This is a genomic window from Pseudomonas sp. XP2, assembly GCF_053557975.1.
Window position 1 is genome coordinate 1 of the sequence record NZ_JBNRIK010000024.1, and the last position, 17,213, is coordinate 17,213.

Below are 17,213 nucleotides of genomic sequence, written 5' to 3' on the forward strand. Positions count from 1 at the left end.
GCTCTCACAGGTACTGTGCAAGTCTTGCAGCCTGTGGTGATCCTGTGGGAGCGGGCGTGCCCGCGAAGGGGCCGGCCCTGACAACACATTAAGCAGCCTTAGTGCGAAGTCCTGCGCTCACTGGGCGCCTGCACCTGAACCAAAGCGGATTCAGGCAAAGCCCGTAGCGCCTCCAGCTCGTGCATGGAGGTCATCATCAGGATCGAAACTGGGGACTTGGGCTGAAGCAGCAACGCCTGATGCACCACGGTGGCTGCGTATAGTGCGTAGTCGCTGGCCTGGATCGGGGTGTCTTCGAGGGAGTGGGGGTTGTGGGGTGGGTCGGGGACAACTTTCAGCATGACTCGCTCCTTTCTTTCCTGTTTGGCTGCCATCCGCCCGCTGCCTGTCAGGTGTTCTGCGCCCGATTGCGTCAGGGCGGCGAAGCGCCCGGCTTGATTGTTGCGGCGCTCCTCAAATCGAGCGCCGCCCGCGCGGCGCTTCGCGGCACAAGGCCGCTCCCACATTTGTTTCGGGCCAATTATTCCTGAGCCATAGGCGCGCGCACCCTGGGTGCATGGCTGGAGAATAATTAAGAGCAGTGATGCAACCTTCAATATCGAAGGGGACAGACAAGGCGGGCGGCGCTCGATCTCACAGGCGTCGCATTCCTTTCGCCAGGCCCATGCCAGCCCTAACACAATCCAATGGCGTCACCAGCAAACCCCACAATCACGTCTATGCTTGAGGCAGCACAGCAGCAAGGACCGCCCATGCCTCGTCCAAGCCACCTGATGATTCTGGCCCTGGCCGCCGCCGCCCTCTATATATATGCACTGGCCAGCGACAATACCCTGCTCGCCCTGCTGGCCAAACCCGTTCCCGTCCTGGCGCTTGTCGCCTGGCTGCGCGGCGTCCCGGCCACACCTTATCGCAAGTGGATCTCGATCGGCCTGGGCTTCTCGGTACTGGGCGACATACTGCTGGCCATCCCCGCCGACCTGTTCGTGTTCGGCCTGGCCGCCTTCCTCTGTGCCCACCTGGCTTACCTGCGCGGCTATTGCGGCATTACCCTGCGCCCCACCCTGCCCGCACTGATCTTCAGCGCCATCACCGGCATCGCGCTGCTCGGCGTACTGGCCAGCCACGGCCTCGGCCCGTTGCTGATCCCGGTCGCGCTGTACGCCCTGGCCATCAGCGCCATGCTCTGGCGCGCCCTGGCCTGTGGCGGGCTGGCCGCAATCGGCGCCGGCCTGTTCGTGATCTCGGATAGCCTGATCGGCATCGACCGCTTCGTCAGCCCGTTCGCCGCCGCGCCCTATCTGATCATCCTCATCTACTGGCTTGGCCAGTGGGCGATTGCGGCATCAGCCAATCAACGCTCAACCGATAAAGTATTGACCCAGAGCGGTACGCGCCCTGTCGAAAGCTGCTAGAACAGGAGTCTTTCGCATTTGCAAGTAGGGGGCATCGCCGGATGAACTTTACAAGGCACAGAACAGCCAAATTACATGGCACCAGGTCAAATGATATTAATTATCATTACGAAACTTGTAATTCGTTACCAGTCGCAAGAAACATAATTAACAAAACCGCACGCAATGCCCGAATATCAAGGCTTTCAGCCATTTACGACTGCCTTTTGTTCTTAATCCTACGAATAAATTTGCGACAGAAATTTTACTTGCACCGGGTTTACCCATAAAATCAGCGCGATTGATTCAGCTGCGACATTTGGTCACTGCACCTGCGACACCACGTCGCCGCTCTACTTATTTCAGACTGCAGAGCTGGGTCTCTGTATAAGGATCTCTAGCATGTCCGATTCGGCAGGACTCATCGCCCACAACTGGGGCTTTGCCATCTTCCTCCTGGGTGTCGTCGGCCTGTGTGCCTTCATGCTCGGCCTGTCCAGCCTGCTCGGTAGCAAGGCCTGGGGCCGCGCCAAGAACGAACCCTTCGAATCCGGCATGCTGCCCGTCGGCAGCGCCCGCCTGCGCCTGTCCGCCAAATTCTATCTGGTCGCGATGCTGTTCGTGATCTTCGATATCGAAGCCCTCTTTCTCTTTGCATGGTCTGTGTCCGTCCGCGAAAGCGGCTGGACCGGGTTCGTCGAAGCACTCGTTTTCATAGCAATTCTGTTGGCAGGTCTTGTCTACCTATGGCGCGTCGGTGCTCTTGATTGGGCTCCCGAAGGTCGCCGCAAGCGGCAAGCGAAGCTGAAACAATGAGGCTTTGGCAATGCAATACAATCTCACCAGAATCGATCCGGATGCGCCTAACGAGCAGTACCCGGTAGGTGAACGGGAAACCGTCACCGACCAACTGCTGGAGGACCAGGTCCACAAGAACATCTACATGGGGAAACTCGAAGATGTGCTGCGTGGCGCGGTCAACTGGGGTCGCAAGAACTCCCTCTGGCCGTACAACTTCGGCCTGTCCTGCTGCTACGTGGAAATGACCACGGCATTCACGGCACCCCACGACATCGCCCGCTTCGGCGCCGAAGTCATCCGGGCCTCGCCGCGTCAGGCCGACTTCATGGTCATCGCCGGCACCTGCTTCATCAAGATGGCGCCGATCATCCAGCGCCTGTATGAGCAGATGCTCGAACCGAAATGGGTCATTTCCATGGGTTCGTGCGCCAACTCCGGTGGCATGTACGACATCTACTCGGTCGTTCAGGGGGTCGACAAGTTCCTCCCTGTGGACGTCTATGTGCCTGGCTGCCCGCCACGCCCTGAGGCTTTCCTGCAAGGCTTGATGCTGTTGCAGGAGTCGATCGGCCAAGAACGACGCCCGCTTTCCTGGGTTGTTGGTGATCAAGGTATTTACCGTGCCGAGATGCCAGCCCAGAAAGACCTGCGTCGTGAGCAGCGCATTGCAGTAACCAACCTGCGCAGCCCCGACGAAGTCTGATCCAGCAACCTGCCGCCCGCTCCCCCTGGAGCCGGCGGCCTGGCTTCATTCTTAACGTTGACCCAAAGCGACCGAGACCATGACAGCGGACAACGCTATTTATATTCCGCCCTACAAGGCTGACGACCAGGATGTGGTCGTCGAACTGAACAACCGTTTTGGCGCCGAAGCATTCGTCGCCCAGGAAACCCGCACCGGCATGCCCGTGCTGTGGGTCAAGCGCGCCCAGCTCAAAGAGGTGCTCAGCTTCCTGCGCGGTGTCGCCAAGCCTTACAGCATGCTGTACGACCTGCACGGCGTGGACGAACGCCTGCGCACCCAGCGCCGTGGCCTGCCGGCCGCCGACTTCAGTGTGTTCTACCACCTGCTGTCGATCGAGCGTAACAGTGACGTGATGATCAAGGTGTCGCTGAGCGAAGGCGACCTGAACCTGCCGACCGCGACCGGTATCTGGCCAAACGCCAACTGGTACGAGCGCGAAGTGTGGGACATGTTCGGCATCGACTTTGCCGGCCACCCGCACCTCAGCCGCATCATGATGCCGCCCACCTGGGAAGGTCACCCGCTGCGCAAGGACTACCCGGCCCGTGCCACCGAGTTCGACCCCTACAGCCTGACCCTGGCCAAGCAACAGCTTGAAGAAGAGTCGGCGCGCTTCAACCCGGAAGCCTGGGGCATGAAGCGTCAGGGCGCCAACGAGGACTACATGTTCCTCAACCTCGGCCCTAACCACCCTTCGGCGCACGGTGCGTTCCGTATCGTTCTGCAGCTGGACGGTGAAGAGATCGTCGACTGCGTACCGGACATCGGCTACCACCACCGTGGTGCCGAAAAAATGGCCGAGCGCCAGTCCTGGCACAGCTTCATCCCCTACACCGACCGTATCGACTACCTCGGCGGGGTGATGAACAACCTGCCGTACGTACTGGCGGTGGAAAAGCTGGCGGGCATCAAGGTGCCGCAGAAGGTCGACGTTATCCGCGTGATGCTGGCCGAGTTCTTCCGCATCACCAGCCACCTGCTGTTCCTGGGTACCTACATCCAGGACGTTGGCGCCATGACCCCGGTATTCTTCACCTTCACCGACCGCCAGCGCGCCTACACCGTGATCGAAGCGATCACCGGTTTCCGCCTGCACCCGGCCTGGTACCGCATCGGCGGCGTCGCCCACGACCTGCCGCGCGGCTGGGAGAAACTGGTCAAGGACTTCGTTGAATGGCTGCCCAAGCGCCTCGACGAGTACACCAAGGCTGCCCTGCAGAACAGCATCCTCAAGGGCCGTACCATTGGCGTTGCTGCATACAACACCAAGGAAGCCCTGGAATGGGGCACCACCGGTGCCGGCCTGCGCTCCACCGGTTGCGATTTCGACCTGCGCAAAGCCCGCCCCTACTCCGGCTACGAGAACTTCGAGTTCGAAGTACCGCTGGCCCACAACGGCGATGCCTACGATCGCTGCATGGTCCGTGTCGAGGAGATGCGCCAGAGTATCCGCATCATCGACCAGTGCCTGCGCAACATGCCGGAAGGCCCGTACAAGGCGGATCACCCGCTGACCACGCCGCCACCGAAAGAGCGCACCCTGCAGCACATCGAGACCCTGATCACGCACTTCCTGCAAGTCTCGTGGGGCCCGGTCATGCCGGCCAACGAGTCGTTCCAGATGATCGAGGCGACCAAGGGCATCAACAGTTACTACCTGACGAGCGATGGCGGCACCATGAGCTACCGCACCCGGATCCGTACCCCGAGCTACCCGCACCTGCAGCAGATCCCTTCGGTGATCAAAGGCAGCATGGTCGCCGACCTCATTGCGTACCTGGGCAGTATCGACTTCGTTATGGCTGACGTGGACCGCTAAGCATGAACAGCACGCTTATCCAGACAGACCGTTTCGCCCTGAGCGAAACAGAGCGCTCGGCCATCGAGCACGAAATGCATCACTACGAAGACCCGCGCGCGGCGTCCATCGAAGCCCTGAAGATCGTCCAGAAGGAACGTGGCTGGGTGCCGGACGGCGCCATCCACGCCATCGGCGAGGTGCTGGGCATCCCGGCCAGCGACGTGGAGGGTGTAGCCACCTTCTACAGCCAGATCTTCCGCCAGCCCGTTGGCCGCCACATCATCCGCGTGTGCGACAGCATGGTCTGCTACATCGGCGGCCATGAATCGGTCGTCAGCCAGATCCAGAGCGAGCTGGGCATCGGCCTCGGCCAGACCACCGCCGACGGCCGCTTCACCCTGCTGCCAGTGTGCTGCCTGGGCAACTGCGACAAGGCCCCGGCGCTGATGATCGACGACGACACCTTTGGCGACGTGCAGCCCGCTGGCGTCACCCAATTGCTGGAGGGTTACGTATGACCATTACTTCCTTCGGCCCGGCCAACCGCATTGCGCGCTCGGCCGAAACCCACCCGCTGACCTGGCGCCTGCGTGACGACGGCGAGCCTGTTTGGCTGGCCGAATACCAGGCCAAGAACGGCTACGCTGCTGCCCGCAAGGCGCTGGGCGAGATGTCGCAAGACGATATCGTGCAGAGCGTCAAGGACTCCGGCCTCAAGGGCCGTGGTGGCGCAGGCTTCCCCACTGGCGTTAAGTGGGGCCTGATGCCCAAAGACGAATCCATGAACATCCGCTACCTGCTGTGCAACGCGGACGAAATGGAGCCCAACACCTGGAAGGACCGCATGCTGATGGAGCAACAGCCCCATCTGCTGGTCGAGGGCATGCTGATCAGCGCCCGCGCCCTGAAGGCCTACCGTGGCTACATCTTCCTGCGTGGCGAATACACCACGGCGGCGAAAAACCTCAACCGCGCCATTGATGAAGCCAAGGCCGCCGGCCTGCTGGGCAAGAACATCCTGGGCTCCGGTTTCGATTTCGAGCTGTTCGTGCACACCGGTGCCGGCCGTTACATCTGCGGTGAAGAAACTGCACTGATCAACTCGCTGGAAGGCCGCCGCGCCAACCCGCGCTCCAAGCCGCCCTTCCCTGCCGCCGTCGGCGTGTGGGGCAAGCCGACGTGCGTGAACAACGTCGAAACCCTGTGCAACGTGCCAGCCATCGTGGCCAACGGCAACGACTGGTACAAGTCGCTGGCCCGCGAAGGCAGCGAAGACCACGGCACCAAGCTGATGGGCTTCTCCGGCAAGGTGAAGAACCCAGGCCTGTGGGAGCTGCCGTTTGGCGTCACCGCCCGCGAGCTGTTCGAAGACTATGCCGGTGGCATGCGTGATGGCTTCAAGCTCAAGTGCTGGCAGCCAGGCGGCGCCGGTACCGGCTTCCTGCTGCCCGAGCACCTCGACGCGCAGATGTACGCCGGAGGCATCGCCAAGGTCGGTACCCGTATGGGTACTGGCCTGGCCATGGCGGTGGACGACAGCATCAACATGGTGTCGCTGCTGCGCAACATGGAAGAGTTCTTCGCCCGCGAGTCTTGCGGCTGGTGCACCCCATGCCGTGACGGCCTGCCGTGGAGCGTGAAGATGCTGCGCGCACTGGAAAACGGCCAGGGCCGCGCCGAAGACATCGAGACGCTGCTGGGCCTGGTCAACTTCCTCGGCCCCGGCCGTACCTTCTGTGCTCACGCACCGGGGGCGGTGGAGCCGTTGGGCAGTGCCATCAAATACTTCCGCTCGGAGTTCGAGGCCGGTGTAGCACCGGAAAGCGCTGGCACCCTGCGCCCGAACCTGGCGAAGCCCATTGTGGTAGGCGCATAACAAGATAGAACGCGGGTGGTCCGTGCCACCCGCCAGCCTGTCGGCCGGCCCGCATGAAGTGTGGCGTGCCGCAGGCATACAGATTTCCATTAGCCACGCCCGCTCACGCGGGCCAACGAAGAACTTTGAACAATGGCCACTATCCACGTAGACGGCAAAGCGCTCGAAGTCAACGGTGCAGATAACCTGTTACAGGCGTGTCTGTCGCTAGGCCTCGACATCCCTTATTTCTGCTGGCACCCGGCGCTTGGTAGCGTTGGTGCCTGCCGGCAGTGCGCGGTCAAGCAGTACACCGACGAGAACGACACCCGTGGTCGTATCGTCATGTCCTGCATGACCCCAGCCTCCGACGGCACCTGGATTTCCATCGAAGATGACGAGTCCAAGGCGTTTCGCGCCAGCGTCGTCGAATGGCTGATGACCAACCACCCGCACGACTGCCCGGTGTGCGAGGAAGGCGGTCACTGCCACCTGCAAGACATGACGGTGATGACCGGCCACAACGAGCGCCGCTACCGTTTCACCAAGCGTACCCACCAGAACCAGGACCTCGGCCCGTTCATTGCCCATGAGATGAACCGCTGCATCGCCTGCTATCGCTGCGTGCGCTACTACAAGGACTACGCCGGTGGTACCGACCTGGGCGTCTACGGCGCCCACGATAACGTGTACTTCGGCCGTGTCGAAGACGGCGTGCTGGAAAGCGAGTTCTCCGGCAACCTGACCGAGGTCTGCCCGACCGGTGTGTTCACCGACAAGACCCACTCCGAGCGCTACAACCGCAAGTGGGACATGCAGTTTGCCCCAAGCATCTGCCATGGCTGCTCCAGCGGCTGCAACATCAGTCCGGGCGAGCGCTACGGTGAACTGCGCCGGATCGAAAACCGCTTCAACGGCTCGGTCAACCAGTACTTCCTGTGCGACCGCGGCCGCTTCGGTTACGGCTACGTCAACCGCAAGGATCGCCCACGCCAGCCACACCTGGCCGATGGCACCAAGCTGGGCCTGGACGCCGCCCTGGACAAGGCTGCCGACCTGCTGCGCGGCCGTACCATCGTCGGTATCGGCTCGCCACGCGCCAGCCTTGAAAGCAACTACGGCCTGCGTGAGCTGGTCGGTGCCGAGTACTTCTACTCCGGCATGGAAGCGGGCGAACTGGCCCGCGTGCGCCTGGCCCTGAACGTGCTGAACAACAGCCCGCTGCCGGTGCCGACCCTGCGCGACATCGAAGACCACGACGCCGTGTTCGTGCTCGGTGAAGACCTGACCCAGACCGCTGCCCGCGTGGCCCTCGCCGTGCGCCAGGCCACCAAGGGCAAGGCCGAGGCCATGGCCGAAGCGATGAAAGTGCAGCCATGGCTCGACGCCGCCGTGAAGAACATCGGCCAGCACGCGCTGTACCCGCTGTTCATTGCCTCGCTGGCTGAAACCAAGCTGGACGACGTTGCCGAAGAATGCGTGCACGCCGCGCCTGCCGACCTGGCCCGCATCGGTTTCGCAGTGGCTCACGCCATCGACCCGAGCGCACCCGCCGTCGCCGGCCTGGACGACGAAGCCAAGGCCCTGGCCCAACGCATCGCCGACGCGCTGGTTGCCGCCAAGCGCCCACTGGTTGTCGCCGGTACTTCGCTGGCCGACCCGGCACTGATCGAAGCCGCCGCCAACATCGCCAAGGCCCTGAAGCTGCGCGAGAAGGACGGTTCGCTGAGCCTGGTGGTACCTGAGGCCAACAGCATCGGCCTGGCCATGCTCGGCGGCGAGTCCGTGGATGCCGCGCTGGACGCGGTCATCAGCGGCAAGGCCGACGCCATCGTCGTGCTGGAAAACGACCTGTACGCCCGCGTGCCGGCCGCCAAGGTCGACGCCGCCCTGGCTGCGGCCAAGGTGGTGATCGTTGCCGACCACTCGAAAACGCCGACGGTCGACCGCGCCCACCTGGTACTGCCGGCCGCCTCGTTCGCCGAAGGCGACGGAACCCTCGTCAGCCAGGAAGGCCGCGCCCAGCGCTTCTTCCAGGTGTTCGACCCGCAGTACCTGGACAGCAGCATCCAGATCCACGAAGGCTGGCGCTGGATGCACGCCCTGCGTGCCACCCTGCTGAACAAGCCGGTCGACTGGACCCAGCTGGACCACGTTACCAGCGCCTGCGCCGAAGCCGCCCCGCAACTGGCCGGCATCGTCAACGCTGCACCAAGCGCCGCCTTCCGCATCAAGGGCATGAAGCTGGCCCGTGAGCCGCTGCGCTACTCTGGCCGTACTGCCATGCGCGCCAACATCAGCGTGCACGAACCGCGCACCCCGCAAGACAAGGACACCGCGTTCGCCTTCTCCATGGAAGGTTACTCGGGCTCCGCCGAACCGCGCCAGCAGGTGCCGTTCGCCTGGTCGCCGGGCTGGAACTCGCCGCAAGCCTGGAACAAGTTCCAGGACGAGGTCGGTGGCCACCTGCGTGCCGGTGACCCTGGCGTACGCCTGATCGAGTCGCAAGGCGATCGCCTGAACTGGTTCAACGCCATTCCGGGCGCCTTCAACCCGGCCCGTGGCACCTGGACCGCGGTACCGTTCTTCCACCTGTTCGGCAGCGAAGAAAGCTCCTCGCGGGCCGCGCCGGTACAAGAACGTATCCCGGCTGCCTACGTGGCCCTGGCCAAGTCTGAAGCCGACCGCCTGGGTGTCAACGAGGGCGCCCTGCTGAGCCTGAACGTGGCCGGTGTGGCCCTGCGCCTGCCGCTGCGCATCAATGAAGAGCTGGGCGCTGGCCTGGTCGCGCTGCCGAAAGGCCTGGCCGGCATCCCGCCTGCCATCTTCGGTGCACCCGTCGAAGGTCTGCAGGAGGCAGCACAATGAGCTGGTTCACCCCCGAAGTGATCGATGTGATCATCCAGGTCGTCAAGGCTATCGTGGTGCTGCTGGCCGTAGTGGTCTGCGGCGCCCTGCTCAGCTTCGTCGAGCGCCGCCTGCTGGGCTGGTGGCAGGACCGCTACGGTCCTAACCGTGTCGGCCCGTTCGGCATGTTCCAGATCGCCGCCGACATGCTGAAGATGTTCTTCAAGGAAGACTGGAACCCACCCTTCGTCGACAAGATGATCTTCACCCTGGCGCCGGTCGTGGCCATGAGCGCCCTGCTGATCGGCTTCTCGATCATCCCGATCACACCGGGCTGGGGCGTTGCCGACCTGAACATCGGCCTGCTGTTCTTCTTCGCCATGGCTGGCCTGTCGGTCTACGCGGTGCTGTTCGCCGGCTGGTCGTCGAACAACAAGTACGCCCTGCTGGGCAGCTTGCGTGCTTCGGCACAGACGGTGTCGTACGAAGTGTTCCTGGGCTTGGCGCTGATGGGCGTTGTGGTGCAGGTAGGCTCGTTCAACATGCGCGACATCGTCGAGTACCAGGCGCAGAACCTGTGGTTCATCATTCCGCAGTTCTTCGGCTTCTGCACCTTCTTCATCGCTGGCGTCGCCGTGACTCACCGTCACCCGTTCGACCAGCCAGAAGCAGAACAGGAACTGGCCGACGGCTACCACATCGAGTATGCCGGCATGAAATGGGGCATGTTCTTTGTCGGTGAGTACATCGGCATCATCCTCATCTCGGCGCTGCTGGTAACCCTGTTCTTCGGTGGCTGGCACGGCCCGTTCGGCATCCTGCCGCAACTGCCGTTCCTGTGGTTCGCCCTGAAGACCGCGTTCTTCATCATGCTGTTCATTCTGCTGCGCGCCTCGATTCCGCGCCCACGTTATGACCAGGTGATGGACTTCAGCTGGAAGTTCTGCCTGCCGCTGACCCTGATCAATTTGCTGGTGACCGCTGCGATCGTGCTCTACAACACGCCAGCCGTCGCGGCCCAGTGAGGATTTGACCCATGTTCAAGTATATCGGCGACATCGTTAAGGGCACCGGCACACAGCTGCGCAGCCTGGCCATGGTGTTTTCCCACGGGTTCCGCAAGCGCGACACCCTGCAATACCCCGAAGAACCCGTGTACCTGCCGCCGCGCTACCGCGGCCGCATCGTCCTCACCCGCGACCCCGATGGCGAGGAGCGCTGCGTAGCGTGCAACCTCTGCGCGGTGGCCTGCCCGGTCGGCTGCATCTCGTTGCAGAAGGCCGAGACCGAGGATGGTCGCTGGTACCCGGAGTTCTTCCGCATCAACTTCTCGCGTTGCATTTTCTGCGGCCTGTGTGAAGAAGCGTGCCCGACCACCGCAATCCAGCTGACCCCGGATTTCGAAATGGCCGAGTTCAAGCGTCAGGACCTGGTGTACGAGAAAGAAGATCTGCTGATCTCCGGCCCCGGCAAAAACCCTGACTACAACTTCTACCGTGTTGCGGGTATGGCGATCGCTGGCAAGCCGAAAGGCGCTGCGCAGAACGAAGCCGAGCCGATCAACGTGAAGAGCTTGCTCCCATAAGGACAGAAAGATGGAATTCGCTTTCTACTTCGCATCCGGGATCGCCGTGGTCTCCACCCTTCGGGTGGTGACCGGCACAAACCCCGTGCACGCCTTGCTTTACCTGATCATTTCACTGATTTCCGTGGCCATGATCTTCTTCTCACTGGGTGCGCCGTTCGCCGGTGCCCTGGAAGTGATCGCCTACGCCGGCGCCATCATGGTGCTGTTCGTGTTCGTGGTGATGATGCTCAACCTGGGGCCGGCTTCGGTCGCCCAGGAACGGGGCTGGCTCAAGCCCGGCATCTGGGCAGGGCCGGTGATCCTCGGCACCCTGCTGCTGCTGGAACTGCTGTACGTGCTGTTCGTCGCCCCGAGCGGCGCTGGCATCAGCGGCACCACCGTGGGCCCGAAAGAAGTGGGCATCAGCCTGTTCGGGCCGTACCTGCTGGTGGTCGAACTGGCCTCGATGCTGCTGCTGGCTGCAGCCGTCACCGCCTTCCACCTGGGCCGCAACGAGGCGAAGGAGTAAATCATGGGTGCTATCCCTCTCGAGCATGGCCTGGCGGTCGCCGGTATCCTGTTCTGCTTAGGTCTGGTTGGCCTGATGGTCCGCCGCAACATCCTCTTCGTGCTCATGAGCCTGGAAGTCATGATGAACGCCTCTGCCCTGGCGTTCGTCGTCGCCGGGGCCCGTTGGGTCCAGCCCGACGGCCAGGTGATGTTCATTCTGGTGATCAGCCTGGCAGCCGCCGAGGCCAGTATTGGCCTGGCCATCCTGCTGCAGCTGTATCGCCGCTTCCACACTCTCGACATCGATGCTGCCAGTGAGATGCGCGGATGAACCTTCTCTTCCTGACTTTCGTCTTCCCCCTCGTCGGCTTCCTGCTGCTGTCGTTCTCGCGCGGGCGGTTCTCGGAGAACCTGTCCGCCCTGATCGGCGTCGGCTCGGTGGGCCTTTCGGCCGCCACCGCCGCCTATGTCATCTGGCAGTTCAATGTCGCACCACCTGAAGGTGGCGCGTACAGCCAACTGCTGTGGCAGTGGATGTCGGTGGACGGCTTTGCGCCGAACTTCACCCTGTATCTGGACGGCCTGTCGGTCACCATGCTCGGCGTGGTCACCGGTGTCGGCTTCCTGATCCACCTGTTCGCGTCCTGGTACATGCGGGGCGAAGCCGGCTACTCGCGCTTCTTCTCGTACACCAACCTGTTCATCGCCAGCATGCTGTTCCTGATCCTCGGCGATAACCTGCTGTTCATCTACTTCGGCTGGGAAGGTGTAGGCCTGTGCTCGTACCTGCTGATCGGTTTCTACTACAGCAACCGCAATAACGGTAACGCGGCGCTCAAGGCATTCATCGTTACCCGTATCGGCGACGTGTTCCTGGCCATCGGCCTGTTCATCCTGTTCGCCCAGCTGGGTACCCTGAACGTGCAGGAACTGCTGGTGCTGGCACCGCAGAAGTTCCAGGCAGGCGACACCTGGATGGTGCTGGCAACGCTGATGCTGCTGGGCGGTGCGGTCGGTAAATCGGCCCAGCTGCCACTGCAGACCTGGCTGGCCGACGCAATGGCGGGCCCAACCCCGGTTTCGGCACTGATCCACGCGGCAACCATGGTGACTGCGGGCGTGTACCTGATCGCCCGTACCAACGGCCTGTTCCTGCTGGCACCGGACATCCTGCACCTGGTAGGTGTTGTCGGTGGCGTGACCCTGGTACTGGCCGGCTTCGCCGCGCTGGTACAGACCGACATCAAGCGTATCCTCGCCTACTCGACCATGAGCCAGATCGGCTACATGTTCCTGGCCTTGGGCGTTGGCGCCTGGGATGCGGCGATCTTCCACCTGATGACCCACGCCTTCTTCAAAGCCCTGCTGTTCCTTGCCTCCGGTGCGGTGATCGTTGCCTGCCACCACGAGCAGAACATCTTCAAGATGGGCGGCCTGTGGAAGAAACTGCCCCTGGCCTACGCCAGCTTCGTGGTCGGTGGTGCTGCCCTGGCCGCCCTGCCGATCGTGACCGTGGGCTTCTACTCCAAGGACGAAATCCTCTGGGAAGCGTTTGCCAGCGGTAACACCGGCCTGCTGTACGCCGGCCTGGTCGGTGCGTTCATGACCTCGCTGTACACCTTCCGCCTGATCTTCATCGCCTTCCACGGCGAAGCCAAGACCGAAGCTCACGCGGGTCACGGCATCAGCCACTGGCTGCCGCTGGGTGTGCTGATCGTGCTGTCGACCTTCGTGGGTGCCTGGATCACCCCGCCACTGGCAGGCGTGCTGCCTGAGAGCGCCGGCCACGCCGGTGGTGAAGCCAAGCATGCGCTGGAGATCACCTCGGGTGCCATCGCCATCGCTGGTATCCTGCTGTCGGCCCTGCTGTTCCTGGGCAAGCGCAGCTTCGTCAGCGCAGTCGCCAACAGCGGCATCGGCCGCGTCCTGTCGGCCTGGTGGTTCGCCGCCTGGGGCTTCGACTGGATCTACGACAAGCTTTTCGTCAAACCGTACCTGTTGATCTGCCACATCCTGCGCAAGGACCCGGTAGACCGCAGCATCGGCCTGATTCCTCGGATGGCGCGTGGCGGTCATGTCGCCATGAGCAAGACCGAGACTGGCCAACTGCGCTGGTACACCGCCTCTATCGCCGTGGGTGCCGTGCTGGTGCTCGGTGCCGTGTTAGTGGCTGCGGTATGACAATGAATCTTGCGACTTTGCCAAAGGAAACCAACCCGTCATGATTTTGCCTTGGCTGATCCTGATCCCCTTCATCGGCGGCTTCCTGTGCTGGCTGGGTGAGCGCTTCGGCGCCACCTTGCCGCGCTGGATCGCGCTGCTGACCATGTCCCTGCTGCTCGGCATCGGCCTGTGGCTGTGGGCGACCGGCGACTACACCCTCGCCCCCGCTCCGGGCGCCGAACCTGCCTGGGCCCTGGAATACAAACTCCAGTGGATCCAGCGCTTCGGCATCAGCATCCACCTGGCCCTCGACGGCCTGTCGCTGCTGATGATCCTGCTCACCGGCCTGCTCGGTGTGCTGTCGGTACTGTGCTCCTGGAAAGAGATCCAGCGCCACGTCGGCTTCTTCCACCTCAACCTGATGTGGATTCTCGGCGGCGTGGTCGGTGTGTTCCTGGCCCTGGACCTGTTCCTGTTCTTCTTCTTCTGGGAAATGATGCTGGTGCCGATGTACTTCCTCATCGCGCTCTGGGGTCATAGCTCGGCAGACGGCAAGAAGACCCGGATCTACGCGGCGACCAAGTTCTTCATCTTCACCCAGGCCAGCGGCCTGATCATGCTGGTGGCGATCCTGGGCCTGGTGCTGGTCAACTACAACACCACCGGCGTGCTCACCTTCAACTACAGCGACCTGCTCAAAGCCGAGCTGCCAGCCGGTGTCGAGTACCTGCTGATGCTGGGCTTCTTCATCGCCTTCGCGGTGAAGCTGCCAGTGGTACCGTTCCACTCCTGGCTGCCTGATGCCCACGCCCAGGCACCGACCGCAGGTTCCGTGGACCTGGCGGGTATCTTGCTGAAGACCGCGGCCTACGGCCTGCTGCGCTTCGCCCTGCCGCTGTTCCCGAACGCCTCGGCCGAGTTCGCGCCCATCGCCATGACCCTGGGCCTGATCGGTATCTTCTACGGTGCCTTCCTGGCCTTTGCGCAAACCGACATCAAGCGCCTGATCGCCTTCTCCAGCGTCTCGCACATGGGCTTCGTGCTGATCGGCATCTACTCCGGCAGCCAGCAGGCCCTGCAAGGCGCGGTGATCCAGATGCTGGCCCACGGCCTGTCGGCTGCGGCGCTGTTCATCCTGTCCGGCCAGCTGTACGAGCGCCTGCACACCCGTGACATGCGTCAGATGGGTGGCCTGTGGCACCGCATCGCCTACCTCCCGGCGATCAGCCTGTTCTTCGCCGCTGCCTCCCTGGGTCTGCCAGGTACCGGCAACTTCGTCGGCGAGTTCCTGATCCTGATCGGCAGCTTCGCGCATGTACCATGGATCACCGTGATCGCCACCACCGGCCTGGTATTCGGTTCGGTCTACTCGCTGATCATGATCCACCGCGCCTACTTCGGCCCGGCCAAGGCCGACACCGTGCTGGCTGGCATGGATGGTCGCGAGCTGATCATGGTGCTGGGCCTGGCGGGACTGCTGATTCTGCTGGGCGTGTATCCGCAGCCGTTCCTCGACACCTCTGCCGCCACCATGAGTGGTGTGCAGCAGTGGCTCGGTTCCGCTTTCACTCAACTCGCTTCGGCCCGGTAAGAGCGCTATGGAATTCACCACTCAACACTTCATCGCATTGGCGCCGATGCTGATCACCACCATCACCACGGTGGTGGTGATGCTGGCGATCGCCTGGAAGCGCAACCACTCGCAGACCTTCCTGCTGTCCACCGTGGGCCTGAACCTGGCCCTGCTGTCGATCCTGCCGGCGCTGAAGGTAGCGCCGCTGGCCGTCACCGCGCTGATCACCATCGACAAGTTCGCCTGCCTGTACATGGCGATCATCCTGGTGGCGACGCTGGCGTGCGTCACCTTGGCCCACGCCTACCTTGGCGAAGGCTCCAAGGGCTTCCCGGGCAACCGTGAAGAACTGTACCTGCTGCTGCTGATGTCGGCACTCGGTGGCCTGGTACTGGTCAGCGCCAACCACCTGGCCGGCCTGTTCATTGGCCTGGAACTGCTGTCGGTACCGGTCTACGGCCTGGTGGCGTATGCGTTCTTCAACAAGCGTTCACTGGAAGCCGGCATCAAGTACATGGTGCTGTCGGCTGCAGGCTCGGCTTTCCTGCTGTTCGGCATGGCCCTGCTGTACGCGGATGCAGGTAGCCTGAGCTTTGACCAGATCGGCAAAGCCCTGGCGACCACCAGCATGCCAAGCCTGGTGGCCCAACTGGGCCTGGGCATGATGCTGGTCGGCCTGGCCTTCAAGCTGTCGCTGGTACCGTTCCACCTGTGGACCCCGGACGTGTACGAAGGCGCCCCGGCGCCGGTCGCCGCGTTCCTGGCCACCGCCAGCAAGGTCGCGGTGTTCGCTGTGGTCGTGCGCCTGTTCATGCTCTCCCCTGCTGCCAGCAGCGGCGCGCTGAGCACCGTACTGGCGGTGATTGCCGTGGCCTCGATCCTTATTGGCAACCTGCTGGCGCTGACCCAGAGCAACCTCAAGCGCCTGCTGGGTTACTCGTCCATCGCCCACTTCGGCTACCTGGTCATTGCCCTGGTTGCCAGCAAGGGCCTGGCCCTGGAAGCCATGGGCGTTTATCTGGTCACCTACGTGATCACCAGCCTGGGTGCCTTCGGTGTCATCACCCTGATGTCCTCGCCTTACGGCGGCCGTGACGCCGATGCACTGTATGAGTACCGCGGCCTGTTCTGGCGCCGTCCGTACCTGACGGCCGTACTGACCGTGATGATGCTGTCGCTGGCGGGCATCCCGCTGACCGCTGGCTTCATCGGCAAGTTCTACATCATCGCCACTGGCGTAGAGTCGCACCTGTGGTGGCTGGTCGGTGCCCTGGTGATCGGTAGCGCCATCGGCGTTTACTACTACCTGCGCGTCATGGTCACCCTGTACCTGGTCGAGCCGAACCTGCGTCGCCATGACGCCCCGCTGAAGTGGGAACAGCGCACCGGTGGCGTCATGCTGCTGGCCATCGCCATTCTTGCCTTCGTACTCGGCGTCTACCCGCAACCGCTGCTGGAGCTGGTCCAGCAAGCCGGCCTGCAACTGATAGGCTGATTGCCCCGGCAACACAAAACACCCCGCCTATGCGGGGTGTTTTTTTATCGGCGTATTTTTGGCCTGCCCCCAGTGACGCCTCACTCAACCCGGCTGGGCTGGCCTGCTCCAGGCAGGGCGGCCTGGCGCAAATCACCATTGGCCGAAGGCAGGTACACTTCCGGATTGGGCATCCCACTAGGGGACAGTTCATGGGTCATTTCGAATTCGGCACGTACTGACCAGCCACACGCCTCGGTGGTGCATTGCAAATAAGCGATACGCAGGAAAATATGGCGCCCCTCGCTAGTACGTATGCGCATCCGGCTGTGGCAATGCGGGCAAACCAGCTTGTAAGTACTCACGGCAAGTACCTGCTAGCATTGCCCAAGCCAGCCTGTGTGTAAGTATTGGCTGCAACTGTGGGTGTATTCTTCAATTGGGTGGTTCTCATTGCAGAAGTGCTCCTTAAAACGCAGGGCT

The 17,213-nt window shown here is 62.7% G+C and carries 16 protein-coding genes; 14 read left to right on the top strand and 2 right to left on the bottom strand.

Annotated elements, in window-relative coordinates:
• Positions 1–98 precede the first annotated feature (98 nt).
• Positions 99–341, bottom strand: a complete 243-nt coding sequence (locus ACK1VC_RS21960) for a hypothetical protein (protein WP_024717880.1) — start codon at positions 339–341, stop codon at positions 99–101.
• 411 nt (positions 342–752) lie between these two features.
• Between ACK1VC_RS21960 and ACK1VC_RS21965 the strand changes: the two genes are divergently transcribed.
• From ACK1VC_RS21965 to nuoN, 14 genes are all read left to right on the top strand, one after another.
• A complete protein-coding gene (locus ACK1VC_RS21965) occupies positions 753–1,415 on the top strand; it encodes a lysoplasmalogenase (RefSeq protein ID WP_191086803.1) in 663 nt (220 codons plus the stop codon).
• A gap of 381 nt (positions 1,416–1,796) precedes the next feature.
• The gene (locus tag ACK1VC_RS21970; RefSeq protein WP_003251427.1) at positions 1,797–2,210 is read left to right on the top strand and encodes an NADH-quinone oxidoreductase subunit A; all 414 of its coding nucleotides are present in this window, start codon (positions 1,797–1,799) and stop codon (positions 2,208–2,210) included.
• A gap of 10 nt (positions 2,211–2,220) precedes the next feature.
• The gene (locus ACK1VC_RS21975; protein ID WP_012313769.1) at positions 2,221–2,898 is read left to right on the top strand and encodes a NuoB/complex I 20 kDa subunit family protein; all 678 of its coding nucleotides are present in this window, start codon (positions 2,221–2,223) and stop codon (positions 2,896–2,898) included.
• Between the two features lie 79 nt (positions 2,899–2,977).
• Positions 2,978–4,759: an NADH-quinone oxidoreductase subunit C/D gene (gene nuoC, locus ACK1VC_RS21980; protein WP_191086804.1), complete on the top strand. Its 1,782-nt coding sequence runs from the start codon at positions 2,978–2,980 to the stop codon at positions 4,757–4,759.
• 2 nt (positions 4,760–4,761) lie between these two features.
• A complete protein-coding gene (nuoE, locus tag ACK1VC_RS21985) occupies positions 4,762–5,259 on the top strand; it encodes an NADH-quinone oxidoreductase subunit NuoE (protein WP_016488219.1) in 498 nt (165 codons plus the stop codon).
• Positions 5,256–6,617 (top strand): NADH-quinone oxidoreductase subunit NuoF, encoded by a 1,362-nt coding sequence (nuoF, locus tag ACK1VC_RS21990; RefSeq protein WP_016488220.1) that lies wholly within the window; start codon positions 5,256–5,258, stop codon positions 6,615–6,617. Before nuoE ends, nuoF begins: the two co-directional genes overlap by 4 nt.
• Positions 6,618–6,749: 132 nt before the next feature.
• On the top strand, positions 6,750–9,464 hold the full coding sequence (nuoG, locus tag ACK1VC_RS21995; protein ID WP_191086805.1) for an NADH-quinone oxidoreductase subunit NuoG: 2,715 nt from the start codon (positions 6,750–6,752) through the stop codon (positions 9,462–9,464).
• The gene (gene nuoH, locus ACK1VC_RS22000; RefSeq protein WP_016488222.1) at positions 9,461–10,468 is read left to right on the top strand and encodes an NADH-quinone oxidoreductase subunit NuoH; all 1,008 of its coding nucleotides are present in this window, start codon (positions 9,461–9,463) and stop codon (positions 10,466–10,468) included. The genes nuoG and nuoH overlap by 4 nt, the downstream gene beginning before the upstream one ends.
• An 11-nt stretch (positions 10,469–10,479) precedes the next feature.
• Entirely contained in the window at positions 10,480–11,028 is a 549-nt protein-coding gene (gene nuoI / locus ACK1VC_RS22005; RefSeq protein ID WP_016488223.1) for an NADH-quinone oxidoreductase subunit NuoI, read from the top strand.
• Positions 11,029–11,038: 10 nt separating this feature from the next.
• Positions 11,039–11,539, top strand: a complete 501-nt coding sequence (gene nuoJ / locus ACK1VC_RS22010; RefSeq protein WP_016488224.1) for an NADH-quinone oxidoreductase subunit J — start codon at positions 11,039–11,041, stop codon at positions 11,537–11,539.
• Between the two features lie 3 nt (positions 11,540–11,542).
• Complete coding sequence (gene nuoK, locus ACK1VC_RS22015; RefSeq protein WP_003251446.1) at positions 11,543–11,851, top strand: NADH-quinone oxidoreductase subunit NuoK; 309 nt, start codon at positions 11,543–11,545, stop codon at positions 11,849–11,851.
• Positions 11,848–13,701, top strand: a complete 1,854-nt coding sequence (nuoL, locus tag ACK1VC_RS22020) for an NADH-quinone oxidoreductase subunit L (RefSeq protein ID WP_016488225.1) — start codon at positions 11,848–11,850, stop codon at positions 13,699–13,701. The genes nuoK and nuoL overlap by 4 nt, the downstream gene beginning before the upstream one ends.
• A 40-nt stretch (positions 13,702–13,741) precedes the next feature.
• A complete protein-coding gene (gene nuoM, locus ACK1VC_RS22025; protein WP_016488226.1) occupies positions 13,742–15,274 on the top strand; it encodes an NADH-quinone oxidoreductase subunit M in 1,533 nt (510 codons plus the stop codon).
• Positions 15,275–15,281: 7 nt separating this feature from the next.
• Entirely contained in the window at positions 15,282–16,751 is a 1,470-nt protein-coding gene (gene nuoN / locus ACK1VC_RS22030) for an NADH-quinone oxidoreductase subunit NuoN (RefSeq protein WP_016488227.1), read from the top strand.
• 80 nt (positions 16,752–16,831) lie between these two features.
• Here nuoN and ACK1VC_RS22035 read toward each other — a convergent pair whose 3' ends face one another.
• Positions 16,832–17,095, bottom strand: coding sequence for an ogr/Delta-like zinc finger family protein (locus ACK1VC_RS22035; protein ID WP_016488228.1), 264 nt, complete (start codon positions 17,093–17,095; stop codon positions 16,832–16,834).
• Between the last annotated feature and the right edge of the window lie 118 nt (positions 17,096–17,213).